The organism is Pseudomonas sp. NFACC16-2 (genome assembly GCF_900119205.1).
Lineage (GTDB): Bacteria > Pseudomonadota > Gammaproteobacteria > Pseudomonadales > Pseudomonadaceae > Aquipseudomonas > Aquipseudomonas fluorescens_Q.
Genome location: NZ_FPIX01000030.1, coordinates 49,118 through 75,831, shown reverse-complemented (window position 1 = coordinate 75,831; position 26,714 = coordinate 49,118). Strand labels below are relative to the sequence as shown.

The window sequence follows — 26,714 nt, the reverse complement described above, 5'->3', positions numbered from 1 at the left end:
AAAGGGTTGAACGCACCATGTTCTTGGCGTTTAGGTGATAACGATGGGGTTCCAGCGACTGTGAAGCTGTCGCCAACGTGCGCAAGCTTTTAGCTTGGACAAGCTGACCGTAAATCAGCGTGATAAGTAGATCCCAGGAAGTGAACTGCTTAGCGTAACGATCAGCACCACAGCGTTTGACGGCTGCCTTGAAGAGCTGATGAGGAAGGGCCTGGAGCATTTGTGCAAATCGCGTGCTGCTGAACATGGGCGAAAATCGAGTCTGAAAAACCTGATTATTGCTTAAGACGCAGGCACAGCAAGGGGGAGCAAGCTCCCCCTTCAGTTTTTACCGGACACTAGTGACGCTCCCGCGTGGGAATGCATCCTGTGACGCTCTGCGTCACCTGGCAGAAGCGGAACGCGGAGCGTCCCTGGCGGCGTTCCCACGCAGAGCGTGGGAACGATCAACACAATAGTTTCAGTCGTCAGCCTGGACCCACAGGGGACTCGGGTTGGCTCCAGCCGGTTGCGTCAAGGGCGATAGAGATGCGCATGTCCGGCACGGTACAGCGATGATTCGCTGAACACGTCATTGCCCAGCACACGCCCCACCAGGATCAGCGCCGTTCGGCGGAAACCCTTGGCCTGCACCTTCTCGGCGATATCTGCCAGTGTACCCAGCACCCAATCCTGATCCGGCCATGTTGCCCGGTGGATCACCGCAATCGGGCAGTTGGCGCCGTAGTGGGGCCGCAGTTCGGCGACGATTTTTTCCAGGTGATTGACCCCCAGGTGAATCGCCATGGTCGCCCCGTGCTGTGCCAGGCTGGTGAATTCCTCCCCGGCGGGCATCGCGGTCTTGTCCGCGTAGCGGGTCAGGATCACGCTTTGGGAGACATCAGGCAGGGTCAGTTCCGCACCCAGCAAGGCGGCGCAGGCTGAGGTCGCGGTCACACCCGGGATGATTTCGAAAGGGATGCCCAGTTCCCGCAGGCAACGAATCTGCTCGCCAATGGCGCCGTACAGGCTTGGGTCGCCGGAATGCACCCGGGCCACGTCCTGGCCCTTGAGATGGGCGCTCTTGATCAATTCGATGATCTGTTCCAGATGCAGCTCGGCGCTGTTGATCACCTGTTCGGCGCGATGGCCTTCAAGCACGGCCGTCGGCACCAGGGAACCGGCGTAGATGATCACCGCGCACTGGCGGATCAATCGCTGGCCTTTGACCGTGATGAGGTCCGGGTCGCCGGGGCCGGCGCCGATGAAGTACACGGTCATGACCGGCTCCTGTAGAAGGTGGGTGAGCGTCGCCCATATGAAGATCGCTCATGATCCTGGGCGCCGATTATCGGGATTTACGCCACGACCGCCAATGCCAACGTGCTCTTGGGCCCTTTTTGGCGAGTAATCAGCAGCGTCGCGGGCGTTGTGCCCAACTGGTCGGCCAAGGCCAGGGCGGCGCTTTCGGCGATGCCGTAGCAACCGGTTCGCTGGAAGGCGATCTCGGAGCGGTGACTGAGCCGCTGCTCGTAGCCGGCCAACTGTTCGACACTGAAGCAGGTCAGCGGCAGGGCCAGTTGCCCGGCCAGCTCCAGCAGTCCGGGTTCGTCACGCTTGAGGTCGATACTGGCCAGGGCCCGTACCCGATGAAGTTCGATGCCGTGGGCCAGCAGCGTTTCATCGAGCAAGGCCTGCAGCGTGCTGGCCGGGCAACCACGCTGGCAGCCCAGGCCGATAACCAGGATCGGCTCGGCGCTCATGCCTCGTGGTGGGCTTGGCCGTCGCGGCGAAACAGCCAGGCGCTGATCAGGCCAAGGGCCAGCCAGAACGCGACGTTGGTCAGTTGCGAGGCGATCTTGAACTGACTCTCAAGCGCTTCGGGCGCCAGCATCGAGTGGACTTCGGGCTGGGGTGCGCCGATGACGTGGGGCACCAGCAACGTCGCCGCGCCCAGCAGCTTGAGCAGCCAGTGCCGGCCGAAGGCGATCAAGGCAATGCCCACCGCCGTGGACGCCGCGGTGCCGATCCACCACATCTGCCGTTGGGCCAGGTCGGCTGCTGCGGTACCAGGCAGTTCCGGCGGCAGGCCAAGCGTCGGCGCCAAGACGAAAGTGGCATAACCGGCCAGGCCCCAGAGCAGGCCTTGGGAGGTGCGAGTCGGTGCGCGCAAGGTGTACAGGCCCGCCAGCATCAGGGCAAAACCCACGGCGACCACCAGGTTGCCGCCTGTGGTGGACAGCACGCGCTGCCAACCGTCTTCCGGCTCCCAGGCCTCGGCATCATGGGTATGAGCCGCCCCGTCGGCGTGTTCATGGACCTCGGTCGCCGGGGCCTTCTCGAAGGTTTCCGCCTGGAGAATCAGCGGCGATACCCAGAAACTTTGCAGCAGGGTCAGCAGCAGGGCGGCCAGCAAGCCGCTGAAACCAGCGGTCTGCGCGATACGCTTGATCATGTCGTCAGGTCTCAATGGCACGGGAAAGCGGCGCTGTGGCGGGTATCGTGGGCGGCGTTGTGGACCGCTTCGATGTGAGAGAACCCGGCAAAATAGACCAGCCCCGCACCCAGGATCGAAGCCAGGATCGCGGCGCTCAGGCGTTGGCTCAGGGTGGTCGTGCTGCTGGCGGTGCGGGCGGTGCTGCTGATGGTCGACATGGCGCTTCCCTCTGTTCTTGTTCAGTGGGTGATTCGAGCGCGATGAAACCCCAGGCGAAGGCCCGCCAGGATTCGAACAGCGCCCGCCCACCGCGGGTTGTTGGTGCATGAGTCATGGGCCGGTCTCCGGGCTCGCGAGGGGCGGGGCTTGCGCCTGGCCTGCAAGCGTCACCTTCCCATGTCCTGGGACACAGTGGTTCAGACGCTTCGCTCGCTTACCGTTGCGGGGGCAGCACCGGACTGACGTGGCCTTGGAGTAAAGCGCACGATTCACCGGTTTCCCGTTTCACCCTGTGAAGGGCACCCGTAACAAGTGGTTTGTGTAGCGGGTTCTGCTAGCCCAACTTCGGATGCCGGAAGTTGGGCTAACAGAACCCGCTACGCAAACCGTGCACAGGAGAGCATGGGCGGGGCGGGGCCGTCAATGTACAAGGGCTGACGAGCGGGCTGTTGTGGCGAGTGAGCTTGCTCCCGCTCGGTTGCGCAGCGACCGTAAAGAGCCGGGGGCCGCTGCGCTGCCCAGCGGGAGCAAGCTCACTCGCCACAACAGCATCCTGCATCTTACTTGCGGAGATTGACCCGCCCCCACACCCTGCGTAGCCTTGCGCCTTCGAGGTTCTTCGGCACGTGCCGGAGCTAAGAAGGGAACGCGGTCCAAGCCGCGGCTGCCCCCGCAACTGTGAACGGTGCTGTTTCTGCAAGGCCACTGTGCATGCCCTTATAAAACGGGCGCACGGGAAGGCGCAGCAATTGCCAGTCGAAAGATTGGCCCACCGTCAGCCAGGAGACCTGCCTCGACACAGATTCTCACTACAACCGGGCGGGGTGATCCGGTGGCGAAATCTTCCGCGCGCGCCTGTGCCAGCGGTTGTCGTCCCGTTTGCCCGCCACCTTGCCAAAGGGCATCCGATGAAAACACTGGCCAAACTCCCCGTCACCATCGTCACCGGCTTCCTCGGCTCGGGTAAGACCACCTTGCTGCGGCACATGCTCGACAACGCCCAGGGCCGGCGTATCGCCGTGATCGTCAACGAGTTCGGCGAACTGGGCATCGACGGCGAGATCCTCAAGCAGTGCTCCATCGGTTGCACCGAAGAAGAAGCCAACGGCCGCGTCTATGAACTGGCCAACGGCTGCCTGTGCTGCACGGTGCAGGAAGAGTTCTTCCCGGTGATGCGCGAACTGGTGGCCCGGCGTGGCGACCTCGACCATATCCTCATCGAAACCTCCGGCCTGGCCCTGCCCAAGCCGCTGGTCCAGGCCTTCCAATGGCCGGAAATCCGCAGCGCCTGCACCGTCGACGCAGTGATCACCGTGGTCGACAGCCCGGCCGTGGCCGCGGGTACCTTCGCAGCCTTCCCGGACCAGGTCGATGCCATGCGCAAACTCGATCCGAACCTGGACCACGAATCGCCGCTGCACGAACTGTTCGCCGACCAGCTGGCGAGCGCCGACCTGGTGATCCTCAACAAAGCCGACCTGATCAGCCCTGAAGACCTGGCCAAGGTTCGCCTGGAAGTCGCCGAAGAGCTGCCGCCGGCGGTCAAGGTCATCGAAGCCAGCAGCGGTCGCCTGCCGCTGGATGTACTGATCGGCCTGGGCGCCGGTTCCGAAGAACACATCGACGGCCGCCACAGCCATCACGATCACCACCATGACGGCGACGATGACGACCACGATCATGATGCCTTCGATTCCATCTCCATCGAGCTGCCCCAGGCCGACGAAAGCCTGTTGCTCGACGCGCTGACGCAACTGGTGGTCCAGCACGGCGTATTGCGGGTCAAGGGTTTCGCGGCGATTCCGAACAAGCCGATGCGCCTTTTGATCCAGGGCGTCGGGACGCGTTTCGACAAGCATTTCGACCGCCAGTGGGGCGCCGAGGAAGCGCGGGTCACCCGCCTGGTGCTGATCGGCCAGGCGCTTGACGCCGCGCAGCTCGAAGCGCAGTTGCGCGCCGCCCTCGGCGCCTAAGCCATGCACCTGCTCAGGACCCAGCCCGGCGGTTTCGTGTCGGATGACAACATTGCCGACCTGGGGCAAACCCCCGCCGAGCTGGTGATCCTGTGCAGCGGCGATTCCAGCCTGGCGCTGCTGGCCGAAGCGGCAAAGCAGTTGCCGGGCGATTATCCGCAGTTTCGCCTCGCCAACCCGATGCAGGTGCAGAACCACGCCTCGGTGGACCTGTACTTCGAAGACGTGTTGCGCCACGCCAAGGTCATCCTGTTGTCGCTGCACGGCGGCATCGGCTATTGGCGCTACGGCATCGAGCGCCTGATGGAACTGGCCGGGCGCGGGGTGAAGCTGATCCTGGTGCCGGGGGATGATCGTCCGGACCCGGAACTCAGCGACCTGAGCAACGTGCCCTTCGAGGACCGCGATCGGCTCTGGCAGTTCTTGCGCCAGGGCGGGCTGGACAATGCCCTGGACCTGTTTCACAACCTGGGCAGCCAATGGTTCGGCCGCGATTATCCGTGGGCCGAACCGCAAGTGCTGCCACGCACGGCCATCTATCACCCGGCGAAAACCAACGCCAGCCTCGACGATTGGCAAGCCGACTGGCAGGCCGGACAACCGGTGGCGGCGGTGCTGTTTTATCGCTCCCACTTGCAAGCGGCGAATACCGCGTTCATCGACGTGTTTTGTCAGCGCCTGCAAGCGGCGGGGCTCAATCCGCTGCCGATTGCCGTGGCGAGCCTCAAGGAGCCCGGTTGCCTGGCGCTGGTAGAAGACTGGCTGGACGCGGTGGAGGCCGGGGTGATCCTCAATACCACCGGCTTCGCCCAATCCAGCCCGGAAGCGCCGCACCTGCGGCCGTTCCGTCGCAACATCCCGGTGATCCAGGCGATCTGCGCCCAGGACAACGAACCGGGCTGGCGCGCAAGCGAGCAGGGCCTGGGCCCGCGAGACCTGGCGATGCACATTGCCTTGCCGGAGCTGGACGGGCGGATCATCAGTCGCCCGATCAGCTTCAAGGACCTGGCCTGGCGCAGCGAGCGCAGCCAGAGCGACGTGGTCTGTTATCGGGCTGTGCCCGAACGCATGGATTTTGTCGCCGAGCTGGCGCGGCGCTGGACAACATTGGCGCGTTTGCCCAACGCAGAAAAACGTGTGGCGCTGATCCTCGCCAACTACCCGACCCGGGATGGGCGCATCGGCAATGGCGTCGGCCTGGACACCCCGGCAGCGGCGTTGAATATCCTGCGGGCCATGCAGGCCGAGGGGTATTCGCTGCCGCCTGATTTGCCCGGGAGCGGTACCGCGTTGATCCAGCAGTTGCTCGGTGGTGTCAGCAACGACCTGGACAGCCTCGATATGCGGCCATGCCACCAGAGCCTGGCCCTCGATGCCTATCAGGCCATGTTCGACGCGCTGCCCGAGGCCAATCGCCAAGCGGTGCTGGAGCGCTGGGGCGCGCCCGAGAACGATCCGATGTTCCGTGACGGTCGCCTGATGGTCGCCGGCCTGCGCCTGGGCCTGACGTTCGTCGGGATCCAGCCGGCCCGGGGGTATCAGGTCGATCCGAGCGCGGTGTACCACGACCCGGACCTGGTGCCGCCCCACGGTTACCTGGCGTTTTATTTCTGGTTGCGCCACACCTACGGCGTGCACGGGGTGATCCACGTCGGCAAGCACGGCAACCTTGAATGGCTGCCGGGCAAGGGCGTCGGGCTCTCGGAGAGTTGCTGGCCGGACGCGCTGCTGGGGCCGCTGCCGAATATCTATCCGTTCATCGTCAACGACCCGGGTGAGGGCGCCCAGGCCAAGCGTCGCACCCAGGCGGTAATCATCGACCATTTGATGCCGCCGCTGACCCGGGCCGAAACCTACGGGCCGCTGCGCAACCTCGAGTTGTTGGCCGACGAATACTACGAGGCGCAATTGCTCGATCCGCGCCGTGCCCGGGAGCTGCAACGGGACATCCTCAACCTGGTGCGCGAGACGCATATCGACCGTGAACTGCAACTTGACGCGGCCCTCGACAGCGACGCCGATGCGGCGATCTGGCTGCCGCGCCTGGACACTTACCTGTGCGACTTGAAGGAGTCGCAGATCCGCGACGGCCTGCACATTTTCGGCGAGTCGCCCAGCGGACGGCTGCGCATCGACACCTTGCTGGCGTTGCTGCGCATTCCCCGGGGCGACGGCAAGGGCGCGCAGTCGAGTCTGTTGCGGGCGCTGGCCAAGGCGTTCGGGCTGGGTTTCGATCCGCTGGATTGTGCCTTGGCCGAGCCCTGGACCGGCGAGTGTCCCGAGGCGTTGCGCCGGGTCAGCGCCGAGCCTTGGCGCACCGCCGGCGATACGCGCGAGCGCCTGGAATTGTTCGCCGCGCAGTTGATCGAGCAAGCACTGGACGGTGGGGTCGAGCAGCTCAATGCGCCGGGCTGGGAGACGGTGGCCAGCATCCTCGAAAACCTGCGCTCCGTCGTGGCCCCGCGCCTGGACGCTTGCGGCCCGGCGGAAATCCGTGGCCTGCTCGATGCCTTGAACGGGCGCTTCGTGCCCGCCGGCCCCAGCGGTGCGCCGAGTCGCGGGCGTCTGGACGTACTGCCCACCGGACGCAATTTCTTCTCGGTGGACGTGCGCAACCTGCCCACCACCACGGCGTGGCGCATCGGTTTCCAATCGGCGAACCTGATCCTTGAACGGCACCTGCAGGACCACGGCGATCACCTGCGTCAGCTCGGCCTGTCGGTGTGGGGCACCGCCACCATGCGCACCGGCGGTGATGATATTGCCCAGGCCATGGCGCTGATGGGCGTGCGTCCGGTGTGGGCCACGGGCAGCCAGCGGGTCGATGACTTCGAGATCCTGCCGCTGAGCCTGTTGGACCGGCCGCGGGTCGATGTCACGCTGCGGGTGTCCGGGTTCTTCCGGGATGCCTTTGCCAACCTGATCCGCTTGTTCGATGCCGCCGTGCAGGCCGTCGCCGCCCTCGATGAACCGGACGACATGAACCCTCTGGCGGCCAAGGTCCGTGGTGAACGCGAAGCCTTGTTGGCGTCGGGCCTGGAGCCGGAAGCGGCGGCGCGCCAAGCCGGCTGGCGGATCTTCGGCGCCAAGCCCGGGACCTATGGTGCGGGCGTGCAGGGCGCGATTGACGGGCGCTTGTGGCAGAGCCGCGAGGATCTGGCCGAGGTATACCTGAATTGGGGCGGTTACGCCTACGGCGCCAGCGATGAAGGCACTGCCGCCCGGGGGCAGTTCTCCCGACGCCTGAGCCAGGTGCAAGCGGTGCTGCAGAACCAGGACAACCGCGAGCATGACCTGCTCGATTCCAATGATTACTACCAGTTCCAGGGCGGCATGCTGGCGGCGGTCGAGACTCTCGGTGGAGTCGCGGCGGCCAGTTACCATGGCGACCACAGCCAGCCAGACTTGCCCAAGATCCGCACCCTGAAGGAAGAGCTCAACCGTGTCATCCGTTCCCGCGCAGCGAATCCGAAGTGGATCGACGGCGTGAAGCGTCACGGCTATAAAGGCGCGTTCGAACTGGCGGCGACGGTGGACAACCTGTTCGCCTTCGACGCCACCACCCGGTTGATCGACGATCACCAGTACGCCTTGCTGGCCGATGCCTACCTGCTCGACCCGGACACCCGGGATTTCGTCCGCCAGCACAACCCCGACGCCCTGCGGGACATGACCGAGCGCATGCTCGAAGCGCAGCAGCGGGGGATGTGGCAGGCGCCGGGGGAGTATCGCGAGGCGTTGGAGAATTTGTTGTTGGACATTGAGGAGGATGGCTGAAATGCATAATCAGCAGGTCAGATGCCGTCCCTGTGGCGAGGGGATTTATCCCCGCTGGGCTGCGAAGCAGCCCCATATAAGTCGACTCAATCTGCCTGATACACCGAGGGGTTGGGAGTTAGGGTCGCTTCGCAACCCAGCGGGGATAAATCCCCTCGCCACAAGTACTCCGTTCACATTGACGTTACCGACCACCCTTGAGAATTAGATATGATCCAACCCCATTTCCCACTCTCCGCCGTGGTCGGTGCCGATGACCTGAAACTGGCCCTATGCCTGGCCGCGATCGACCCGAAAATCGGCGGTGTGCTGATCGAAGGACCGCGGGGCATGGCCAAGTCCACCCTGGCCCGGGGGCTGGCGGATCTGTTGGCCAGCGGGCAGTTCGTCACCTTGCCCCTTGGTGCTACCGAAGAGCGGCTGGTGGGCACCCTGGATCTGGACGCAGCGCTGGGGGAGGGGCGCGCGCAGTTTTCTCCCGGCGTGTTGGCCAAGGCCGACGGTGGCGTGTTGTACGTCGATGAAGTGAACCTGCTGCCTGATCATCTGGTGGACCTGCTGTTGGACGTAGCGGCCAGCGGCACCAACCTGATCGAGCGCGACGGCATTTCCCATCGGCATCCGGCGCGCTTTGTGCTGATCGGCACCATGAACCCGGAAGAAGGCGAACTGCGGCCACAGTTGCTCGATCGGTTCGGTTTGAACGTGGCCCTCGACGGTCACACCGCGCCGACTGAGCGCGGGCAGATCATTCGCCGGCGGTTGGATTTCGACAGTGATCCGGCAGCGTTCTGCGCGCAGTGGGAGAGCGCCCAACAGCAGTTGCGTGAACGCTGCCAACAGGCGCGCAACCGGTTGGCCGGGATTGCCCTGGATGATGCCGCGCTGGCGCAGATCACCGAGCGCTGTTTTGCCGCCGGGGTCGATGGCTTGCGCGCCGACCTGGTCTGGCTGCGGGCGGCCCGGGCCCATGCCGCCTGGCGCGGGGCTGCAGGGATTGCCGATGAGGACATCGATGCGGTCGCCGAATTTGCCTTGCGGCATCGGCGGCGCGGGCATTCGGCACCGGCGTCGTCCCAGACGCCGCAAACGGCTGCGAATGAAACAGCCAAGCCCAACGAAGGCCAAGGCCAGTGGGGCGAACTGCCGGCCCGGGCACAGCCGACCGGTGCCCGGCGTGACGTGCCGAGCTGGCCAAAAAAGCCCTAGGCATTCGCCCTCGTTCAACGGCGGGGGCGAATGCCAGACCCCATGCAGGACAGTTGGAGCAAGGACGCCAGGGCCGCAGCAAAGCCGCGGCCAGCGGTGCGGTGAACTGGCCGGGGACGTTGCTCAATGGCCGACCGCGCCTGCGTGAGGACCTGCGCTGGCACGGTCGTCATCGGTCGCCCCATGAGCTGTGGCTGGTCATCGTCGATGCCTCGGCCTCGACCCGGCGTCATCGCGCCTTGAGTGACGGCAAGGGCCTGCTGGCGCAGCTGTTCGACGATGCCTACCGGCAAAGGGCCCGCTTGGCACTGTTGACCGCCAGCGGCACCGTTCCGACCTGGCAGGTGCAAGGGCTCAAGGCTTCGGCCGGGCTACGGGATTGGCTCGATGGGCTCGGGGCCGGTGGCGGAACGCCGTTGCTGGCGGCGCTGAACGAGGCTGGGCGCTGGCTGGTGGCGCGACGCAAGCGCTACCCGGCGGAGCGGCAACGGGTGTTGGTGATGACCGACGGGCGTGTCAAAGAAGGGCTGGCATTGCCAGCCCTGGATTGTCCATGCCTGTTGATCGACATCGAGCGTAGCCCGATCCGCCTGGGCCGGGCCCGGCAGTTGGCGGGGCAATTGCAGGCTGAGTATCGGCATATTGATGCAGAGTCACCTGGCTGAGATAAGCACTGATTGCTGCACTATGCTCAGGCAGCCCCTCACAGGAGTGAACCATGCGCGTACTCGTCACCAATCCCCAGGACGATTTTCGGGTCAAGGCCTATGCCGGCACCAACGGCGTACTGCTCGCCATGGACCTGGCCGAATCCCGGCGCAAGGGCTTGCTGGGCTTTGCCATCGAGAAGCAGCAGGGCGACAAGCCCTGGTTGTTCCTGTTCAACAGCCTGACCTTCCCCGACAAGGCCCACACGTTTCCCCAGTTCCACGCCACCCCCAGCGACAAGGCGCCGTTGCAGAAATTTCGCTGGGCCGACTACGCCGTCAACCCCGGTGTGACGCTCCACTACCGTGTGCACCTGGCCTATGGCAGCCCCGACGCGCCGCAGTTGGGGGAGTCCCTGGCCGTCACCGTCACCAGCGACGACGGTCAGCCAACCAACCAGCGAGTGATCTTCAATCGGGCCGTGGCCGCCAGCCAGGCGTTCCAGCGCAAGTTTCCCGAAGTGGACGCACTGATAAGTGCCAATAAAAACCTGTCCATCGATGACTGGCCCGACGCCCCGCGCCGTTGGTTGGAAAACGGCTTGCTGGGGCGCTTGACCGGTTTCATCGACCGGGCGCTGGATGCCCACTGGGCCCTGGACGTCGCCATCTATGAATACGAATTGCCGGTGATCGTCGACGCGGTCAACGCCGCTCACGCGCGCGGCGCACAGGTTCGCGTGCTTTACCACGCCGAGCCAGGCGAAGACACCACGCTGCGCAACGAAGCCAATCTGGAAAAATTGCCGGCGGCCAACAAGCGTGGGCGGGTCACCCACAACATTTTCCACGACAAGTTCATTGTGTTGAGCAAGGTCGATGGCGGCGGTGCGTTACAACCGCAGGCGGTGTTGTGCGGCAGTACCAACTTCACCGCCAACGGCGTCTACCGCCAGGCCAATGTGGTTCATGTGCTGGACGATCCGCGGGTGAGCGATAGCTATCGCCAGGTGTTCGAGCAGATCTGGGCTGTACCGCAGGACGTCGGGACCACCCGTGAGTGGATCAATCAGAACAATCCCATGGTCCCGGAGGAACAGTTGTTCATCGGTTTTTCGCCACGCACGGGAGAGGGCGACCTGGACCGCTTCGTCGACATCATCAACGCGGCCCGAAAGGACCTGTTGTTCGTCACCGCATTCGTCTTGCCCGACCGGATTCTTGACGCCGTGCTCGGCCAACCCAATGACGACGTGCTGCGCTACGGCCTGCAAAACACCAAGAGCCGCATCACCGGCTTCCATGCCGACCGCACCGCCGAATTCGCCGCCACCGCACTGCTCAACACCGGCCTGGAAGGCTGGCTCAAGGAAAACATGAAAGGCCAGAAGGGCAACCTGCTGGTCCACACCAAGGCCATCGTCACCGACTTCACCAGCGACACGCCGACCATCATCAGCGGCAGCCACAACCTCAGCGCCGCCGCCAGCAGCGGCAACGACGAGAATTACCTGATCATCCAGGGCGACACCGACCTGGCCGACCGCTATGGATTGGAATTGCTGCGTTTCTATGAGCACTACCGCTTCCGCTACTTCGCGAAAAAACTCGCCCTCAAGCAGGTCAAGCCACTGGCGGTGGATGACAGCTGGAGTGATGACTATTACCGCGAGGGGGATTTGCGGATGTTGTCCAGGGTGAGGTTTTGCGGGCGTTAGGCGCAGTAGATGATCCACTGATATCGTAGGGCCATCTATCAGCCTGGAAGCTGCCATGAACCTCTACCACGGAACGTCCACTTTACTTCGCACCTGTGTCGCGATCCTGTTGTTGGTCCTGGCTACTTCGGCCATCGCCGCCAATCAACCGTGTTCCGGGGGCAAGGGCGGGATCGCCGGGTGTGACGGCGATACCTTCCTCTGCAACGACGGCTCGATCAGTGCTTCGAAGAAGTCCTGTTCCGCTGTGCTGGGGCTCCGCAACGAGGCTCGGCCGCAATCCTTGCTCAAGTCCGCCGACGGTTGCCAGTGCGGCAGTGGCAATTACTGCGTCGGGCCTCGGGGCGGGGTCTATTGCCTCACACCTGGCGGCAGCAAGAGCTACAAGCGCAAATAGCCCAGGCACACCGCCGAACAATTGTGGGAGCGAGCTTGCTCCCACAGGGCATCCATTTACAACTCCAGCGTGGCTCCGTTTCGGTGCGCCGGGTACCCGGTTTGGGGCCTTGTTACCCGTGCCTCGTAGCCAACGGTAGCAACACCCTTCGCATGCGGACGCTGCCGCCCGCAGGTCTGTTTTTCCCATCTCCCTGATTTCCCTGACTTTCCATTTTTCTTGCCCATGCGCTCCAAGCCTGTGGCACACTTTCTGCTGTCTATTCCGTTGTTACATACCACGTTCCGGTATAGCGGAATAAACTCATCCTGGAGTGCTTGCCATGCAACGCCGACCTTCCTTGTTCAAAGCGTGTGTTTTTCTCTTCGCGGCCACGACGGCTGCCATGGGTGTCGCCCAGGCGGCCGACAGCAAGCTGGACAGCGTGCTGCAGCGGGGGAAATTGATCGTGGGCACGGGCAGTACCAATGCGCCGTGGCACTTCCAGGGAGCGGATGGCAAGTTGCAGGGTTTTGATATCGATATCGCGCGGATGGTCGCCAAGGGCCTGTTCAACGACCCGGAGAAGGTCGAGTTCGTGGTGCAGTCTTCCGATGCGCGCATCCCCAACCTGTTGACCGACAAGGTCGACATGAGCTGCCAGTTCATCACCGTCACCGCCAGTCGCGCCCAGCAAGTGGCGTTCACTTTGCCGTACTACCGCGAAGGCGTGGGCCTGCTGCTGCCGGCCAACAGCAAGTACAAGGAAATCGAAGACCTCAAGGCAGCGGGCGATGACGTCACCGTGGCGGTGCTGCAGAACGTCTACGCCGAAGAGTTGGTGCACCAGGCGCTGCCCAAGGCCAAGGTCGATCAGTACGACAGCGTCGACCTGATGTACCAGGCAGTGAACTCCGGCCGCGCCGATGCCGCCGCCACCGACCAATCCTCGGTCAAGTACCTGATGGTGCAGAACCCTGGGCGCTACCGCAGCCCGGCCTACGCCTGGAGCCCGCAAACCTACGCCTGTGCGGTCAAGCGCGGCGACCAGGACTGGCTGAACTTCGTCAACACCACCTTGCATGAAGCCATGACCGGCGTGGAATTCCCGACCTATGCGGCGTCGTTCAAACAGTGGTTCGGCGTCGAGCTGCCGTCGCCAGCGATCGGTTTCCCCGTTGAATTCAAATGACCCTGTGAGCCCGGGGCGCCCCTTGCGGGCGCTTCGTCGAAGGTACTGCCGACCATGAATTATCAGTTGAACTTTGCCGCCGTCTGGCGCGATTTCGACACGCTGCTGGCGGGGCTCGGCCTGGGGCTTTCCCTGGCGCTGGTGTCGATCGCCATCGGTTGCGTGATCGGCCTGGCGATGGCGTTCGCGCTGCTGAGCAAGCATCGGGTCCTGCGGGTGCTGGCGTCGGTGTATGTCACGGTGATCCGCAATACACCGATCCTGGTGTTGATCCTGCTGATCTACTTCGCCTTGCCGAGCCTGGGCATCCGCCTGGACAAGCTGCCGTCGTTCGTCATCACCCTCTCGCTGTACGCCGGGGCCTACCTGACCGAAGTGTTTCGCGGCGGACTGTTGAGCATTCACAAGGGACAGCGTGAAGCGGGGCTGGCCATCGGCCTTGGCGAGTGGCAGGTGAAAGCCTACGTCACCGTGCCGGTGATGCTGCGCAACGTGTTGCCGGCCCTGTCGAACAACTTCATTTCGCTGTTCAAGGACACCTCCCTGGCGGCGGCGATTGCCGTGCCGGAGCTGACCTATTACGCCCGCAAGATCAACGTGGAGAGCTACCGGGTGATCGAAACCTGGCTGGTGACCACGGCCCTGTATGTCGCGGCCTGTTACCTCATTGCCATGGTGCTGCGGTATTTCGAGCAGCGCCTGGCGATTCGCCGTTAGGAGTCTCCCATGTACGAATCACCCAGTTGGTTGCATGAGTTATGGGTCGCCCGGGACACCCTGTGGGCCGGTTTCCTGACCAGTGTGCAGTGTTCGTTGTTGGCGATTGTGTTGGGCACGCTGATCGGTCTGGTGGCCGGCCTGGTGTTGACCTATGGCCGGACCTGGATGCGCGCGCCGTTTCGCTTCTACGTCGACCTGATTCGCGGCACACCGGTGTTCGTGCTGGTGCTGGCCTGCTTCTACATGGCTCCGGCCCTGGGTTGGCAGATCGGCGCGTTCCAGGCCGGCGTGCTGGGCTTGACGCTGTTCTGCGGCTCTCACGTGGCCGAGATCGTGCGCGGGGCGTTGCAGGCCTTGCCCCGTGGGCAGATGGAGGCGAGCCAGGCCATCGGCCTGACGTTCTTCCAGGCGCTGGGTTATGTGCTGTTGCCCCAGGCCTTGCGGCAAATCTTGCCGACCTGGGTCAATTCCTCCACCGAGATCGTCAAGGCCTCGACCTTGCTGTCGGTGATCGGCGTCGCCGAACTGCTGCTCAGCACCCAGCAGATCATCGCCCGGACCTTCATGACCCTGGAGTTTTACCTGTTCGCCGGGTTTCTCTTTTTCATCATCAATTACGCCATCGAATTGCTCGGGCGGCACATTGAAAAGCGGGTGGCCTTGCCATGACTGATATTTCGACTCCTTCCAACACTCAACCGCTGTTGGACATTCGCGGCCTGCGCAAACAGTACGGCCCGCTGGAAGTGCTCAAGGGCGTGGACCTGAGCATGCAGCGCGGCAACGTGGTCACGCTGATCGGCTCCAGCGGTTCGGGCAAGACCACACTGCTGCGCTGCGTGAACATGCTCGAAGAGTTCCAGGGCGGGCAGATCATGCTCGACGGCGAGTCCATCGGCTATGACGACGTTGGCGGCAAGCGTGTGCGCCATCCAGAAAAAGTCATCGCCCGGCATCGCGCCATGACCGGCATGGCCTTCCAGCAATTCAACCTGTTCCCGCATTTGACCGCGTTGCAGAACGTCACCCTGGGCCTGCTCAAGGTGAAAAAACTGCCCAAGGACGAAGCGGTGGCCCTGGCCGAGAAATGGCTGGAGCGGGTGGGTTTGTTGGAGCGGCGCGATCACTTTCCCGGTCAGTTGTCTGGCGGCCAGCAGCAGCGCGTGGCGATTGCCCGGGCGATTGCCATGAACCCCAGCCTGATGCTGTTCGACGAAGTCACGTCGGCCCTGGACCCGGAACTGGTCGGCGAGGTGCTGAACGTGATCAAGGGCCTGGCCGAAGACGGCATGACCATGCTGCTGGTGACCCACGAAATGCGCTTTGCCTTCGAGGTCTCCGACAAGATCGTGTTCATGAACCAGGGCCGCATCGAAGAACAGGGGCCGCCGAAGGAATTGTTCGAACGGCCACAGTCGCCACGCCTGGCGGAATTTCTCAAGAACACCCGTTTTTAATTTTATTCAGTAAGGAGAAACACCCATGAGCATTACGCGCTACGGCACCGGCAGCTCCGCAGGCGGCGGTCAGCCACGGCCATTCGCCCGCGCCGTGGAAGCCGATGGCTGGCTGCACGTGTCCGGCCAGGTGCCGGCGGTGAACGGCGAGATCATTGTCGGCGGGATCGTCGAGCAGACCCACCAGACCATGAAGAACCTGATCGCGATTCTCCAAGAGGCCGGTTACGACCTCAAGGACGTGGTGCGCTGCGGCGTGTGGTTGGATGACCCGCGGGATTTCTGGAGTTTCAACAAAGTGTTCAGCGAGTACTTCAGCCCGGAACACGCCCCGGCCCGGGCCTGTGTGCAGGCGAGCATGATGGTCGATTGCAAGGTCGAGATCGATTGTGTGGCCTACAAGAAGAAGTGAGGCCCATCGCGGGCGAGCCGTGATGCCGTGAAGAGAACCCTGTGGCGAGGGGATTTATCCCCGTTGGGCTGCGCAGCAGCCCCAAACAAGCTACAGCGAAGTGTCAAGCTGGATCGTAGGCAGGTTTATTTGGGCCGCTTCGCGGCCCAGCGGGGATAAATCCCCTCGCCACAAAATCTGTGAACAGCTTGCAGTCTGGTTACACTCGCGGCGAACTGATAGGGAACCGAAGACATGACCGAAGACACCATCAAACGCCGGGCCCGGGGATTGGATAGGGCGTTCGATATCCTCGATTTCCTCAAGGAAATCGGCCAGCCGCTGCGCCCGAACGATATTGCCAGCGGCATCGGCAGCCCCAAGTCCACGGTCTATGAACTGGTGGCGTCGTTGCTGGAGCGGCGCATCCTCGAGCCGGTGGGCAAGGACGGCCATGTCTACCTGGGCCGCCAGTTGTACTTTCTCGGGCAGGCGCACCTGCGGCATTTCGACCTGAGCCGCGAGGCTGACCAGGCTTTGCAGGAGATCGTGCGCCAGACCCGGGAAACGGCGCAGATGTGCCTGCTCAACGGGCGCAAATACACCGTCGCGCTGATGAAGGAAGGCGAGCGGCATTTTCGCATTTCATCGGACATCGGGGAAAACGCGCCAATCCCGTGGACGGCGTCCGGGCGTCTGCTGCTGGCGCATTTGAGTGACCAGCAGATCGTCGACCTGATCGACCCTGACGACTTCATTTTGCCGGACGGCGATCACCTGCCCCTGGAGCAATTCCTCAAGGAAATCCGCCAGGCCGGCATCGATGGGTTTTTCTCCTTCGACAGTGTCGCCGACACCTTCACCCACTGCTTTGCCGCACCGGTCAAAAACCCCGACGGCGTGGCCATCGCCACCCTGTGCATCGTCGCCCCACGGGCCGACGCCAAGAACAATTACGCCGACTACCGCCGGGTGCTGATCGAAAGCGCCAACCACCTGGCACGTCGTATCAATGAATAGACAGCAACGGCACTAGCGGCCGTGTGCGAGGAGTTCGAACATGCCTTCCGCCATCCTTAATGCCGGCGTCGAGAAGGGCGCCGCCACCGTCGGCGCCCACCTGCTACGGGACGTCAGCCTGCCAGCGCTGGTACTGCATCGCGCGGCGCTGGAGCACAACATCCGCTGGATGCAAGATTTCGTCACCCGTAGCGGTGCCGAACTGGCACCCCACGGCAAGACCAGCATGACCCCCGCGCTGTTTCGCCGGCAACTGGAGGCCGGCGCCTGGGGCCTGACTCTCGCCAGCGCCGTGCAGACCCGTGCCGCTTACGCCCATGGCGTGCGCCGGGTGTTGATGGCCAACCAATTGGTGGGCACGCCAAATATGGCGCTGATCGCCGATTTGCTGGCTGACCCGGCGTTCGAATTCCATTGCATGGTCGATCATCCGGACAACGTCGCGGACCTGGGGGCGTTCTTCGCCTCGCGCGGTATGAAGCTGAACGTGATGATCGAGTACGGCGTGGTCGGCGGTCGTTGTGGCTGCCGGACCGAAGCCGAGGTGTTGGCCCTGGCCGAGGCGATTCGCAGTCAACCGGCGCTGGCGTTGACCGGCATCGAAGGCTACGAAGGGGTGATCCACGGTGACCACGCCATCAGTGGCATTCGTGCGTTCGCAGCGTCCCTGGTGCGGTTGGCGGTGCAGTTGCAGGACAACGGCGCGTTCGCCATCGACAAACCGATCATCACCGCCTCGGGGTCGGCCTGGTACGACCTGATCGCCGAATCCTTCGAAGCCCAGAATGCCCATGGGCGTTTCCTCAGCGTGCTGCGTCCCGGCAGTTACGTGGCCCATGACCACGGCATCTACAAAGAAGCCCAGTGCTGCGTGCTGGAGCGGCGCAGCGATTTGCACGAAGGCCTGCGCCCGGCACTGGAAGTCTGGGCCCATGTGCAATCGCTGCCGGAGCCGGGCTTCGCGGTGATCGCCCTGGGCAAGCGCGACGTGGCCTACGACGCCGGATTACCGGTGCCGCTCAAGCGCTACACGCCCGGATCGGATTCGGTGACGGGTGACGATGTCAGCGGCTGCAAGGTGACGGCGGTGATGGACCAGCATGCGTTCATGAATGTGGCGGCAGGGGTTGAGCTGCGTGTGGGCGACATCATTTCGTTTGGTACTTCCCACCCGTGCCTGACGTTCGACAAGTGGCGGGTGGGATGCCTGGTGGATGAGCAATTGCGGGTGGTCGAGAGCATGGAGACTTGTTTCTAAGGCTTGAGACCGAGTCGCGGCTATCGCGAGCAAGCCCGCTCCCACACCGGATTGTTGTGAATACAGAATCTGTGATCTCCCTGTGGGAGCGAGCTCGCGATAGCGGCCTGCCAGACACCGCTGAATGATCAGGATCATCCATGAGCAACCCCAAACCCCGCATCGCCCTGATCGGCGAATGCATGATCGAACTGCAACAACGCGCCGATGGCAGCCTGCTGCAAAGCTTCGGCGGCGATACCCTGAACACCGCGGTGTACCTGGCCCGCGCCTTGGGCGACAGGGGCACGGTGGATTACGTCACGGCCCTGGGCGACGACAGTTTCAGCGATGCCATGTGTGAAAACTGGGCCGCCGAGAACATCGGGCTGCAACGGGTCCAGCGCTTGCCTGGACGCCTGCCGGGTTTGTATTGCATCCAGACTGACGCGGCGGGGGAGCGGCGATTCCTGTACTGGCGCAACGAGGCGGCGGTGCGCGATTGTTTTACCACCCCGGCCGCCGCACCGATCCTGGCCGCATTGCCGGATTACGAGGTGCTGTATTTCAGCGGCGTCACCCTGGCGGTGCTCGGCGAGCAGGGGCGTGGCAAACTCATCGAAACCCTGGTCGAAGCACGTCGGCGCGGGGCGCTGGTGGTGTTCGACAATAACTTCCGGCCCCGGCTCTGGGCCTCGATCGAAGCGGCGCGGGTGGCGTATCGCAGCGTCTTGCCCTATGTGGAACTGGCGCTGCTGACCGTAGAGGACGAGCAGGCATTGTTCGGTCATGCCGACAGCGAAGCGGTGTTCGCCGCCTATGCGCGGCTTGGTACGCCCGAGGTGGTGCTCAAGCGCGGTGCCGAGGCCTGCCTGATTCGTTGCGACGGCCAGTCCTATGAAGTCCCTGCCTTGCGGGTCGAGCGCGTTGTGGACACCACGGCGGCGGGGGACTCCTTCAGTGCTGCGTACCTGGCGAGTCGTTTGCTGGGCGGCAGCCCGTCGGAGGCGGCCGAGGCAGGGCACCTATTGGCGAGCCGGGTGATCCAGGTGCCGGGGGCGTTGATGCCCAAGGACTGACGACACGAGTATCAGGCTTTCCTGTGGCGAGGGAGCTTGCTGTGGCGAGGGGATTTATCCCCGTTGGGCGCGAAGCGACCTCAAGCAGGTTGAACGCAGTCGGGCTGATACACCGGGGTGCCAGGTCTTGGGACTGCTTCGCAGTCCAGCGGGGATAAATCCCCTCACCACAGGGACGGTGTTGGCAGCACACCATCATTTTCAATCCCGGTAGAACACCTGCACCAGGTGATACCCGAACTTGCTCTTGATCGGCCCATGCACCACCCGCAGCGGTTTCTTGAAAATCACCGCATCAATCACGCCGACCATCTGCCCCGGCCTGACTTCACCCAAATCGCCGCCGCGTTTGCCCGAAGGGCAGGTGGAGTATTTCTTGGCCAGCACATCGAAGGCTTCGCCCTTGGCGATGCGTTGCTTGAGCTGTTCGGCTTCTTCGGCGGTTTTCACCAGGATATGGCGGGCTTGGGCTTTCATTGCTGCGATGACCTGAACGGTGCGACGGGGCGGCGATTATGCCTCAAGTCAGTTGCCATGGTTGATCATCGTCCGGATCTTGTTGGCCAGCAGATCCAGGGTGAACGGCTTGGCCACCATGTCCATGCCTTGCTCGAGGAACCCCTGGCGTTCGGCGGCTTTCTGCGCGTAACCGGTCATGAACAGCACTTTCAGCCCCGGGCGGTGCTGGCGGGCGATTTCCGCCAGTTGCCGACCATTCATGCCCGGCAGCCCAACGTCGGTCACCAATAGGTCGATGCGCTGGTCCGATTCCAGCATGGGCAGGGCCGTCATGGCGTCCCGTGCTTCCAGAGCGGTGTAGCCCAAGGCCTGCAACAGGTCGAGCACCAGCATGCGCACGGCGGGTTCATCCTCCACCAGCAACACGGTCTCCCCGGCGATGGCCGGCGGTACGACGACCGTCTCTGGCGTCTCGGGTGGTTGGGGCGACGAAACGTGCAAGCGCGGCAGGTACAACTGCACCCGCGTGCCTTGGCCCGGCACACTGTCCAGGTTGAGGTGTCCACCCGACTGCTGGGCAAAGCCGTAGATCATCGACAAGCCCAGGCCGGTGCCTTGGCCGATAGGCTTGGTGGTGAAGAACGGATCGAAAGCCTTGGCCAGCACGGCGGGGGTCATGCCGCTGCCGTTGTCACTGACGGCGATCATCACGTAATCCCCGGCCTTGACCGGCTCCAGGGTGTTGATGTCCGTACCGTCGAGATAGACATTGGCGGTTTCGATGATCAATTCGCCGCCCTCGGGCATGGCATCGCGGGCGTTGATCACCAGGTTGAGCAGGGCGTTTTCCAACTGGCTGGCGTCGGTGTTGACCGGCCACAGCTCGCTGGCCAGTTGCAGCCGCAGCACGATGTGATCGCCGGTGGTGCGGCTCAGCAGGTCTTCGAGCGAATGCACCAGGTCATTGGCGTCCAGCGGTTTGCGGTCCAGGGACTGGCGCCGGGAAAAAGCCAGCAGCCGATGGGTCAGGGCCGCCGCGCGGTTGGCCGAGGAAACCGCTGCCTCGGTGAAGCGCCCGATCTCGGCGGTGCGACCGGCGGCGATGTAGCGTTGCATCAGGTCGAGGCTGCCAAGGATGCCGGTGAGCATGTTGTTGAAGTCATGGGCAATGCCGCCCGTGAGCTGGCCGACGGCTTCCATTTTCTGCGCATGGCGCAAGGCTTCTTCGGCGCGCTCGCGTTCGAACATCTCGCTTTGCAGGCGGTGATTGGCTTCGGCCAGTTGCTGGGTACGGGCGATGACGCGTTCTTCCAGTGTTTCGTTGAGGTTGCGCAGGGCCTCCTCGGTTTTCCGGCTCTCGGTTTCGTCGATCACGAAGATGTAGAAACCGTTCACCGCACCGTCCGCGCCATGGCGAGGCAGGTAGTTGATCAGCGAATGGCGCGGGCGCCCGTCGCGATGGTCCATCTGCACAGTGAAGCTGCACGGCTTGCCGGTCAGGGCATCGGCGATCTGCTGGGCCCGGGCGGCATAGGCTTCTTCGCCGAGCACTTCACGGATGGTCTTGCCGTAGAGCTCCTGCGGGGTCAGGCCGTACCAGTCCAGGTAAGCGCTATTGTTCAGACGGAAACGCTCTTCGCGGTCCACGTAGCTGATGAGGATCGGCATGGCATTGATGATCAGCTGCAGCTCGGTCTGGCTCTGGCGCAGGGCCTGCTCGGTGCGCTTGCGTTCGGTCAGGTCCAGCGCCGCGCCAAGAAAACGCTTGGGTCGGCCGTGGCGATCCTTGTAGCAACGGCCGCGCACGTACACCCAGCGCAACTCATCGTCGGGCTGCAGCAGTCGGTACTCCTCGGCGTATTCGGTGCCATGGGTGATGCAGTGCTTGATGCTGCGGGCAACCATCGCCCGGTCCTCGGGGTGCACGCCTTCGAGGTAGGCACTGATAGGCAACTGGCGTGACAGGCTGGGGTCGACGCCATGCAACAGGGCGAAGTGCGCATCGGCAATGAAGCGGTCTTCGCTGATGTCCCAATCCCAGGTGCCCAGCGCATCGGCGGCGGCCAGGGCCAGTTGCAGGCGTTCTTCGCTTTCGTGCTGGGCCTTGAGGCTGGCCTCGGAGCGGCGTTCGAACTCCATGGCCAGGCGGCGGCGTTCGCTGGTCTCGATGGCGGTGACCAGGATGCCGGCGACGCTGTTGCTTTCGTCACGCACCGGGCTGTAGGTCAGGTCCAGCCAGACATCACAGAGACGGCCGGCGAAGGGTACGCGCCATTGCTGGTCGCGGCAGGAGTGCGTCTGGCCTTGCAACACCCGGTGATAAATCCCTTCGGTCGTACTCTTGAGTTCGGGCCATGCTGTATGGGTCGGTTGGCCGAATGCCCGGGGGTGCTTGTCACCGGCCAGTCGGCCGAAGGCGTCGTTGTAGAGATGGGACAGCTGCGGTCCCCACAGCAAGGCCATCGCCATGGGCGAATGGAGCATGATGTCCACGGCGGTGCGCAGGCTCTGGGGCCAGTTCCGGGCGGCGCCCAGCGGGGTTAGGGCCCAGTCCACCTGGCTGATCAGGCGCTGTATATCGCTGCCGGCGGGTGTCGCGTTCATCAGGCGACCCCTGGCTGTCGTGTCTGTACCACGGCGTCTACTATCTTTTGAGGAAGGTAAGTGCGGGCGGGTCTGAAGAGGTTCATGTTCGGCTCAGCTTGTTTCATTGGTGTCTCGCGGAAGTTTCAGTCCATGGAAATCGATCCGTTGTTGCGAATCCTGGCGAGCCAGAATGGTTCCGACCTTTACATGTCCACGGGTGCGCCGCCGTGCGCGCGTTTCGAGGGGGTGCTCAAACCCTTGGGTAACGAGGCGTTCAAGGTCGGCGACATTGCCAGGCTCGCCGAGTCTCTGATGGACGCCGAACAGCGCCTTGAGTTCGATCGGGAATTGGAAATGAATCTGGCGATCTCCCTGGCCGGCGTCGGGCGGTTCCGGGTCAATATCTTCAAGCAGCGCAATGACGTGTCCATGGTGATTCGCAACGTCAAGCTGGACATCCCGCGCTTCGAAGACCTGAAACTGCCTCGAGTGCTTTTGGACACCATCATGCAGAAACAGGGGTTGATGCTGTTCGTCGGTGCGACAGGCTCGGGCAAGTCGACCTCCCTGGCGGCGCTGATCGATTACCGCAATCGCAACAGCAGCGGCCACATCATCACCATCGAGGACCCGGTGGAGTATATCCATCGGCACAAGAAATCCATCATCAATCAACGGGAAGTCGGTGTCGACACCCGCAGTTTCCATGCCGCCCTGAAAAACACGCTGCGCCAGGCGCCGGACGTGGTGCTGATCGGCGAAATCCGTGACCGGGAAACCATGGAGCATGCCTTGGCCTTTGCCGACACCGGGCACCTGGTGATTTCCACCTTGCATGCCCATAACGCCAACCAGGCCCTGGATCGGGTGATCAATTTCTTTCCGGAAGAACGCCGGCCGCAACTGCTCAATGACCTGGGCAACAACCTCAAGGCGTTTGTCTCCCAGCGCCTGGTGCGTACCCGCACCGGCCAGCGGCGAGCGGCGGTGGAGGTCATGCTGGGCTCGCCCACGGTGGCCGACCTGATCCGGCGCAACGAGCTCGGCGAGCTCAAGGGCATCATGGAAAAGTCAGAGGAGTTGGGGATGCAAACCTTTGACCAGGCCTTGTTCAACCTGGTGGTCGAAGGCGCCATCGATGAGGAAGAAGCGCTGAAAAATGCCGACTCGGCGAACAACCTGCGGTTGCGGTTGAAGTTGCATACCGAGTCGGGCGCGGTGCCACCGGCCGATCCGGCGGCGGGAGAGTGGGGGCTTATGGACTGATCGTGTCGGGGACCGCCCCTTGCCACAAAACTGCCTGTTGCGCTCAGTCGGCAAGCTCCGGCCGATCCCGAAACTGCTCCAACGCCTCGGGGTTGGCCAGGGCATCGGTGTTCTTCACTGCCTCGCCATGCACCACGTTGCGCACCGCCAACTCCACCACCTTGCCGCTGATGGTTCGTGGAATATCACTGACCGCGAGGATCTTCGCCGGCACATGACGCGGTGTGGTGTTGGCCCGGATGACCTGGCGGATCTGTTGCGCCAAGGCTTCATCCAGCGTCACGCCATCGCGCAGGCGCACGAACAGCACCACCCGGACATCTCCCTGCCATCGCTGGCCGATGGCGACGCAGTCCAGCACTTGCTCGACTTTTTCCACCTGCCGATAGATTTCCGCCGTGCCGATGCGCACACCGCCCGGGTTGAGCACGGCATCGGAGCGGCCATGGATCAGGAAACCGCCGTGGAGCAGTTCTTCGGCGTAGTCGCCTTGGGCCCATACGCCGGGAAACTGGGTGAAGTAGGAGGCGCGAAGCTTTTCCTGCCGAGGGTCGTTCCACAAACCAATGGGCATCGCCGGGAAATGCCGGGTGCACACCAACTCACCTTTTTCACCGATGACCGGATTGCCGCCCTCGTTCCAGACCTGCACGGCCATGCCCAGGCTCTTGCCCTGCATTTCGCCCCGGCGCACCGGTGACAGCGGGTTGCCGTTGACGAAGCAGGACACAATGTCGGTGCCGCCGGACATCGAGGCCAGGCAGACATCGGCCTTGATGTCGCGGTACACATAATCGTAGCTATGGGGCGCCAGTGCCGAACCGGTGGAGAGCAGGGTTTTCAGACTGTCGAAACGGTGCGTCTGGCGGGGCTTGAGGCCCTCGCTTTCCAGGGCGGCGAGGAACTTGGGGCTGGTGCCGAATACGCTGATGCGCTGCTGGTCGATCAGGTCCAGCAAGTGCTCGGGACCGGGGTGGAACGGCGAGCCATCATAGAGCACCACCGTGCTACCCACGGCGAGGGCCGACACCAACCAGTTCCACATCATCCAACCGCAGGTGGTGTAGTAGAACAGCCGATCCTCGGGCCCGAGGTCGACGTGCAGGCCGTGTTCCTTGACGTGTTGCAGCAGCACGCCACCGGTGCCATGGACGATGCATTTCGGCACGCCGGTCGTGCCGCTGGAATACAGGATGTACAGCGGGTGGTCGAAGGGCACGCTGACGAACGCCGGTTCGCCACCGCTTTGATAAAAGTCATTCCACAACGCGACAGCGGCCGGGGTCTTGAAGTCCTCGACGCGGGCGTCAGGCTGGGCATAAGGCAGTACGATCAATTGCTGCAATGACGGCAAACGTTCAAGGATTTCGTTGACCTTGGTTCGCTGGTCGATGACCTTGCCCGCGTAGCGATAACCGGCGCAGGTGATCAGCACCTTGGGTTCGATCTGGCCGAAGCGGTCGATGACCCCTTGGGTGCCGAAGTCCGGTGACGAGCACGACCAGATGGCCCCCAGGCTGGTGGTGGCGAGCATACCCACCAGGGTCTGCCAGGTGTTGGGCATGCAAGCGGCGACTCGATCTCCCTGGGTGACGCCGGCGGCTTTCAAGCTTGTTTGCAGGCCAGCGACATGGGCGGCGAGTTCGGCCCAGGTCAGTTGTTCCTGGCTGCCGTTTTCGTCGAGCGCCACCACCGCGACGGTGTCATCGCGGCGGCGCAGCAGGTGCTCGGCGAAGTTCAGGGTGGCCCCAGGGAACCACTGGGCGCTGGGCATCTGCGAACCTTCCACCAACACCGCGTCGGGCGCTTGGTGAAAGCGAATCTCGAAAAAATCGACAATGGCCTGCCAGAAGGCTTCGCGCTGGTCGATGCTCCAGGTATGCAGGGCCGGGTAGTCGTGCAGTTGCAGGTGATGTCGCGCGTTGACGAACTGGCGAAAGGCGTTCATGCGCGACTGGGCGATGCGTTCGGGGCTGGGTTGCCAGAGGATGTCGGACATGGGGTGCCTCTTGTTTTCTTATGTACACACTATAGAGCGACCCAATCCTGTGGCGAGGGGATTTATCCCCGTTGGGCTGCGAAGCAGCCCTCAAGCTGCAGACTCAATTTGCCTGACAGATCGAGGTGCCAGGTTTTAGGGTCGCTGCGCAACCCAGCGGGGATAAATCCCCTCGCCACAAGGAGTCGCAGGACCTTACTGAGCCAGCCACCCACCATCAATATTCCACGCCGCGCCGCGTACCTGGCTGCCGGCTTCGCTGCATAGGAAAAGCACCAGTTCCCCCAGTTGCGGCGGGGTGACGAATTCCAGGGACGGCTGTTTCTCGGCCAACAGGTCATGCTGCGCCTGTTGCGGATCGACGCCGGCGGCAATGCGATCATCGATCTGTTTTTGCACCAGTGGCGTCAGCACCCAGCCCGGGCAGATGGCGTTGCAGGTCACGTTGCTGGTGGCGGTTTCCAGGCCGACCACCTTGGTCAGGCCAATCACCCCATGCTTGGCCGCGACATACGCCGCCTTGCCCACCGAGCCGACCTGGCCGTGCACCGAGGCGACGTTGATAATCCGCCCCCAGCCCTTGGCCCGCATGCCCGGCAGGCTCAGGCGGGTGGCGTGGAACACCGAGGACAGGTTGATAGCAATGATCGAGTCCCAGCGCTCCACGGGGAAATCTTCCACGGCGGCCACGTGCTGGATCCCGGCGTTGTTCACCAGAATGTCCACGCCGCCGAACTCGCGCTCGGCGTAGGCGAGCATGTCGGCGATCTGCGCCGGGTCGCTGACATCGGCCGGATGATGACCGACCTTGCCGCCGAACTGTTGCACCTCGGCGATCACCGCCGAGGCATCGCCAAAGCCGTTGAGGATCAGGTTGGCGCCGGCCTTGGCCAGGCTCAGGGCGATGCCCAGGCCGATGCCGCTGGTAGAACCGGTGACCAGGGCGGTCTTGCCCGAAAGAGGGGATGTCATG

The 26,714-nt window shown here is 63.4% G+C and carries 24 protein-coding genes and 2 riboswitches; of the genes, 15 read left to right on the top strand and 9 right to left on the bottom strand.

Going from position 1 to position 26,714, the window contains the following annotated elements:
• From BT116_RS21655 to BT116_RS21635, 5 genes are all read right to left on the bottom strand, one after another.
• Positions 1-247, bottom strand: a 247-nt coding sequence (locus BT116_RS21655) for a DUF4372 domain-containing protein (protein WP_139271893.1), incomplete at its 3' end; no start/stop codon positions are given.
• A 266-nt stretch (positions 248-513) separates the two neighbouring features.
• Positions 514-1,260 (bottom strand): precorrin-4 C(11)-methyltransferase, encoded by a 747-nt coding sequence (gene cobM / locus BT116_RS21650; RefSeq protein WP_072347055.1) that lies wholly within the window; start codon positions 1,258-1,260, stop codon positions 514-516.
• Positions 1,261-1,337: 77 nt separating this feature from the next.
• Entirely contained in the window at positions 1,338-1,742 is a 405-nt protein-coding gene (locus tag BT116_RS21645) for a cobalamin biosynthesis protein (RefSeq protein WP_072347054.1), read from the bottom strand.
• Complete coding sequence (locus BT116_RS21640; RefSeq protein ID WP_072347053.1) at positions 1,739-2,434, bottom strand: CbtA family protein; 696 nt, start codon at positions 2,432-2,434, stop codon at positions 1,739-1,741. The genes BT116_RS21645 and BT116_RS21640 overlap by 4 nt, the downstream gene beginning before the upstream one ends.
• Positions 2,435-2,445: 11 nt before the next feature.
• Positions 2,446-2,634 (bottom strand): CbtB domain-containing protein, encoded by a 189-nt coding sequence (locus BT116_RS21635; RefSeq protein ID WP_014338677.1) that lies wholly within the window; start codon positions 2,632-2,634, stop codon positions 2,446-2,448.
• A gap of 99 nt (positions 2,635-2,733) precedes the next feature.
• Positions 2,734-2,957: riboswitch (cobalamin riboswitch) on the bottom strand.
• Between the two features lie 273 nt (positions 2,958-3,230).
• Positions 3,231-3,446: riboswitch (cobalamin riboswitch) on the top strand.
• Positions 3,447-3,543: 97 nt separating this feature from the next.
• Between BT116_RS21635 and cobW the strand changes: the two genes are divergently transcribed.
• From cobW to BT116_RS21565, 14 genes are all read left to right on the top strand, one after another.
• Positions 3,544-4,608, top strand: coding sequence for a cobalamin biosynthesis protein CobW (gene cobW / locus BT116_RS21630; RefSeq protein WP_072347052.1), 1,065 nt, complete (start codon positions 3,544-3,546; stop codon positions 4,606-4,608).
• A gap of 3 nt (positions 4,609-4,611) precedes the next feature.
• Positions 4,612-8,385, top strand: coding sequence for a cobaltochelatase subunit CobN (gene cobN / locus BT116_RS21625; RefSeq protein WP_072347051.1), 3,774 nt, complete (start codon positions 4,612-4,614; stop codon positions 8,383-8,385).
• Between the two features lie 210 nt (positions 8,386-8,595).
• Positions 8,596-9,594 carry a magnesium chelatase ATPase subunit I gene (locus BT116_RS21620; RefSeq protein ID WP_072347050.1) on the top strand — a complete coding sequence of 333 codons (999 nt, stop codon included), beginning with the start codon at positions 8,596-8,598 and terminating at the stop codon, positions 9,592-9,594.
• 53 nt (positions 9,595-9,647) lie between these two features.
• Positions 9,648-10,259 (top strand): vWA domain-containing protein, encoded by a 612-nt coding sequence (locus BT116_RS21615; protein WP_256572589.1) that lies wholly within the window; start codon positions 9,648-9,650, stop codon positions 10,257-10,259.
• A gap of 53 nt (positions 10,260-10,312) precedes the next feature.
• Positions 10,313-11,959 carry a phospholipase D-like domain-containing protein gene (locus tag BT116_RS21610; RefSeq protein ID WP_072347049.1) on the top strand — a complete coding sequence of 549 codons (1,647 nt, stop codon included), beginning with the start codon at positions 10,313-10,315 and terminating at the stop codon, positions 11,957-11,959.
• 55 nt (positions 11,960-12,014) lie between these two features.
• Complete coding sequence (locus BT116_RS21605) at positions 12,015-12,356, top strand: YdcA family protein (protein ID WP_072347048.1); 342 nt, start codon at positions 12,015-12,017, stop codon at positions 12,354-12,356.
• Positions 12,357-12,678: 322 nt separating this feature from the next.
• Positions 12,679-13,527 carry a transporter substrate-binding domain-containing protein gene (locus BT116_RS21600; protein WP_060738109.1) on the top strand — a complete coding sequence of 283 codons (849 nt, stop codon included), beginning with the start codon at positions 12,679-12,681 and terminating at the stop codon, positions 13,525-13,527.
• Between the two features lie 54 nt (positions 13,528-13,581).
• On the top strand, positions 13,582-14,244 hold the full coding sequence (locus tag BT116_RS21595; protein ID WP_018608019.1) for an amino acid ABC transporter permease: 663 nt from the start codon (positions 13,582-13,584) through the stop codon (positions 14,242-14,244).
• Positions 14,245-14,253: 9 nt separating this feature from the next.
• Positions 14,254-14,916 carry an amino acid ABC transporter permease gene (locus tag BT116_RS21590; protein ID WP_014338686.1) on the top strand — a complete coding sequence of 221 codons (663 nt, stop codon included), beginning with the start codon at positions 14,254-14,256 and terminating at the stop codon, positions 14,914-14,916.
• Positions 14,913-15,704, top strand: coding sequence for an amino acid ABC transporter ATP-binding protein (locus tag BT116_RS21585; protein WP_072347047.1), 792 nt, complete (start codon positions 14,913-14,915; stop codon positions 15,702-15,704). Before BT116_RS21590 ends, BT116_RS21585 begins: the two co-directional genes overlap by 4 nt.
• Positions 15,705-15,729: 25 nt before the next feature.
• Positions 15,730-16,116 (top strand): RidA family protein, encoded by a 387-nt coding sequence (locus tag BT116_RS21580; RefSeq protein ID WP_063321990.1) that lies wholly within the window; start codon positions 15,730-15,732, stop codon positions 16,114-16,116.
• 234 nt (positions 16,117-16,350) lie between these two features.
• On the top strand, positions 16,351-17,115 hold the full coding sequence (locus BT116_RS21575; protein ID WP_072347046.1) for an IclR family transcriptional regulator: 765 nt from the start codon (positions 16,351-16,353) through the stop codon (positions 17,113-17,115).
• 40 nt (positions 17,116-17,155) lie between these two features.
• Positions 17,156-18,373, top strand: coding sequence for an amino acid deaminase (locus tag BT116_RS21570; protein WP_072347045.1), 1,218 nt, complete (start codon positions 17,156-17,158; stop codon positions 18,371-18,373).
• Positions 18,374-18,513: 140 nt separating this feature from the next.
• Positions 18,514-19,431, top strand: a complete 918-nt coding sequence (locus tag BT116_RS21565) for a sugar kinase (protein WP_072347044.1) — start codon at positions 18,514-18,516, stop codon at positions 19,429-19,431.
• A 201-nt stretch (positions 19,432-19,632) separates the two neighbouring features.
• Here the strand turns inward: BT116_RS21565 and BT116_RS21560 are convergent, their stop codons facing one another.
• Positions 19,633-19,908, bottom strand: coding sequence for a peptidylprolyl isomerase (locus BT116_RS21560; RefSeq protein ID WP_003182808.1), 276 nt, complete (start codon positions 19,906-19,908; stop codon positions 19,633-19,635).
• 48 nt (positions 19,909-19,956) lie between these two features.
• Entirely contained in the window at positions 19,957-22,494 is a 2,538-nt protein-coding gene (locus tag BT116_RS21555) for a hybrid sensor histidine kinase/response regulator (RefSeq protein WP_072347043.1), read from the bottom strand.
• A 132-nt stretch (positions 22,495-22,626) separates the two neighbouring features.
• Here BT116_RS21555 and BT116_RS21550 point away from each other — a divergent pair, with 132 nt between their 5' ends.
• Complete coding sequence (locus BT116_RS21550; RefSeq protein ID WP_072347042.1) at positions 22,627-23,742, top strand: PilT/PilU family type 4a pilus ATPase; 1,116 nt, start codon at positions 22,627-22,629, stop codon at positions 23,740-23,742.
• 43 nt (positions 23,743-23,785) lie between these two features.
• Here BT116_RS21550 and BT116_RS21545 read toward each other — a convergent pair whose 3' ends face one another.
• Together BT116_RS21545 and BT116_RS21540 are read right to left on the bottom strand one after the other, a co-directional pair.
• Positions 23,786-25,741 carry an acetoacetate--CoA ligase gene (locus BT116_RS21545; protein ID WP_072347041.1) on the bottom strand — a complete coding sequence of 652 codons (1,956 nt, stop codon included), beginning with the start codon at positions 25,739-25,741 and terminating at the stop codon, positions 23,786-23,788.
• 195 nt (positions 25,742-25,936) lie between these two features.
• Complete coding sequence (locus tag BT116_RS21540; RefSeq protein ID WP_072347040.1) at positions 25,937-26,713, bottom strand: 3-hydroxybutyrate dehydrogenase; 777 nt, start codon at positions 26,711-26,713, stop codon at positions 25,937-25,939.
• Position 26,714: the final 1 nt, after the last annotated feature.

Coding starts and splice junctions, on each gene's coding strand:
- BT116_RS21590 (WP_014338686.1), top strand. CDS start 14,254: ATGTACGAATCACCCAGTTGGTTGCATGAGTTATGGGTCGCCCGGGAC.
- BT116_RS21605 (WP_072347048.1), top strand. CDS start 12,015: ATGAACCTCTACCACGGAACGTCCACTTTACTTCGCACCTGTGTCGCG.
- BT116_RS21640 (WP_072347053.1), bottom strand. CDS start 2,434: ATGATCAAGCGTATCGCGCAGACCGCTGGTTTCAGCGGCTTGCTGGCC.
- BT116_RS21575 (WP_072347046.1), top strand. CDS start 16,351: ATGACCGAAGACACCATCAAACGCCGGGCCCGGGGATTGGATAGGGCG.
- BT116_RS21550 (WP_072347042.1), top strand. CDS start 22,627: ATGGAAATCGATCCGTTGTTGCGAATCCTGGCGAGCCAGAATGGTTCC.
- BT116_RS21620 (WP_072347050.1), top strand. CDS start 8,596: ATGATCCAACCCCATTTCCCACTCTCCGCCGTGGTCGGTGCCGATGAC.
- cobM (WP_072347055.1), bottom strand. CDS start 1,260: ATGACCGTGTACTTCATCGGCGCCGGCCCCGGCGACCCGGACCTCATC.
- BT116_RS21645 (WP_072347054.1), bottom strand. CDS start 1,742: ATGAGCGCCGAGCCGATCCTGGTTATCGGCCTGGGCTGCCAGCGTGGT.
- BT116_RS21610 (WP_072347049.1), top strand. CDS start 10,313: ATGCGCGTACTCGTCACCAATCCCCAGGACGATTTTCGGGTCAAGGCC.
- BT116_RS21570 (WP_072347045.1), top strand. CDS start 17,156: ATGCCTTCCGCCATCCTTAATGCCGGCGTCGAGAAGGGCGCCGCCACC.
- BT116_RS21580 (WP_063321990.1), top strand. CDS start 15,730: ATGAGCATTACGCGCTACGGCACCGGCAGCTCCGCAGGCGGCGGTCAG.
- BT116_RS21595 (WP_018608019.1), top strand. CDS start 13,582: ATGAATTATCAGTTGAACTTTGCCGCCGTCTGGCGCGATTTCGACACG.
- BT116_RS21635 (WP_014338677.1), bottom strand. CDS start 2,634: ATGTCGACCATCAGCAGCACCGCCCGCACCGCCAGCAGCACGACCACC.
- BT116_RS21600 (WP_060738109.1), top strand. CDS start 12,679: ATGCAACGCCGACCTTCCTTGTTCAAAGCGTGTGTTTTTCTCTTCGCG.
- BT116_RS21585 (WP_072347047.1), top strand. CDS start 14,913: ATGACTGATATTTCGACTCCTTCCAACACTCAACCGCTGTTGGACATT.
- BT116_RS21555 (WP_072347043.1), bottom strand. CDS start 22,494: ATGAACGCGACACCCGCCGGCAGCGATATACAGCGCCTGATCAGCCAG.
- cobN (WP_072347051.1), top strand. CDS start 4,612: ATGCACCTGCTCAGGACCCAGCCCGGCGGTTTCGTGTCGGATGACAAC.
- BT116_RS21540 (WP_072347040.1), bottom strand. CDS start 26,713: ATGACATCCCCTCTTTCGGGCAAGACCGCCCTGGTCACCGGTTCTACC.
- BT116_RS21565 (WP_072347044.1), top strand. CDS start 18,514: ATGAGCAACCCCAAACCCCGCATCGCCCTGATCGGCGAATGCATGATC.
- BT116_RS21545 (WP_072347041.1), bottom strand. CDS start 25,741: ATGTCCGACATCCTCTGGCAACCCAGCCCCGAACGCATCGCCCAGTCG.
- BT116_RS21560 (WP_003182808.1), bottom strand. CDS start 19,908: ATGAAAGCCCAAGCCCGCCATATCCTGGTGAAAACCGCCGAAGAAGCC.
- cobW (WP_072347052.1), top strand. CDS start 3,544: ATGAAAACACTGGCCAAACTCCCCGTCACCATCGTCACCGGCTTCCTC.